The organism is Lacihabitans sp. CS3-21, from assembly GCF_024343675.1.
Taxonomy (GTDB): Bacteria; Bacteroidota; Bacteroidia; order Cytophagales; family Spirosomataceae; genus Leadbetterella.
This window is the reverse complement of sequence record NZ_RJUD01000075.1, coordinates 1-1,418: the sequence shown is the minus strand read 5'-3', so window position 1 is coordinate 1,418 and position 1,418 is coordinate 1. Positions and strand designations below refer to the sequence as shown.

Genomic DNA, 1,418 nt, shown 5'->3' with positions numbered 1-1,418 from the left:
TATCCGTCGCTGTCAAAGCATTTATCGCCGTTTGACCTGCTGTTGAAGCTATCGGTGCATTGGTATCGTTGTTGGCTACTGGAGGATTGTTGGTAAAATTGATGGTAACAGTAGCAGGTGTAGGGTCAACTAGACCTGTATTATCAAAAAAAGCATAATCAAAAACCACTGTTCCAACACTTGGAAATGAAGGATCAAGCGTTAATAAAGTTGAATTATAACTTGCTATTACTTGCTCATCTATAACAGCAATACCATTGTAATACAATGTTCCATTTAAAGGCAACTCTTTAATAATGATAGAATTAGTTACCCCTAAACTTCCATCCTCAGGATCAGAGCCGCTTAAAGTTGGAATAGTAACTGTATTCGTACCAGTCGGATTCAAAAATGTTCCAGATGCTGTATTTGAACTTGGTAACTGATTTAAACCAAAATTTACTCCTGTAATATTTGAAGCTACAACCGTAATGGGCGTATCACCTGAAGGGGTTCCATCTCCACTAGCTGCTGTACCTTCACCAATAGTATAATAACCTGTTGGAAAAGCAATAACTGGGGCCGGGTTTCCGAGAACACCTGTATTTGTACTTATCCTTACTGTAAAGCTACCAGAATCTATATTGTTGAAAATGTATGTTCCATCCGAATTTACAGTAGCAATGGCAACTACATTACCTAAAGTATTCACCAAATAAGCGTATAACCCTCCAAAGTTCGAACCTGTTCCATTAATTAATGAATTATTTAAACCATTTGCATCGCTATACACATTACCTTGAATACTAATACAGTAAGGTAACCTGAAGTTTAATGTTCCAGATTGCTCTTCCAAACCCCAAAACCAAGTATTGATAGTACGTAAATTACCAAAGTCATCATTTGCATTTGAAGGCGTATCTGAGCCTTCTCCACCAGGAAGAACAGGTGGTACAAGTAAAGAGCTTCCATAAGTTCCATTCCAACCGTGGCCTGGAGAATCTTGTCCTAGAACACTGTTATCCACACCTGCTCCAGTAGTATTATTTGCATGGTTGGTTAAACTAGCATCGTCCCAATACATCCTGAGATTTGGAACTGAAACTGGAGAAACAGCCGAGAGTGTAAACCCGTTTCGGTTCATTTCAGCATCGTATAAAGGCAAATTTATTCTACCTCTTAACATGCTAATTTGAGAAGTTACTGTTGTATTTGGCGAAAGTACATTCCCAAGACCGTCTAAACCATCCCATGGCATGAGATGGCTACCTGCAGTAACACCAAATGCCTCCAATATCCTATCCGTTGTACCCTCTTGAAATCCTGCGGTACCATTAACATCTAATAAAAATTTTACATCACCATCGACGTTGGTAAAATATGGAATAAAATATGCACCAGCACAACCAGTTACGTTACCATTGAGCGTTGGAGCGGCA

General features: G+C 39.1%; 1 pseudogene. It reads right to left on the bottom strand.

What is annotated here, in order from left to right:
• Positions 1–1,418 (bottom strand): annotated as a pseudogene (locus tag EGI24_RS14495) (hypothetical protein); the annotation flags it as partial.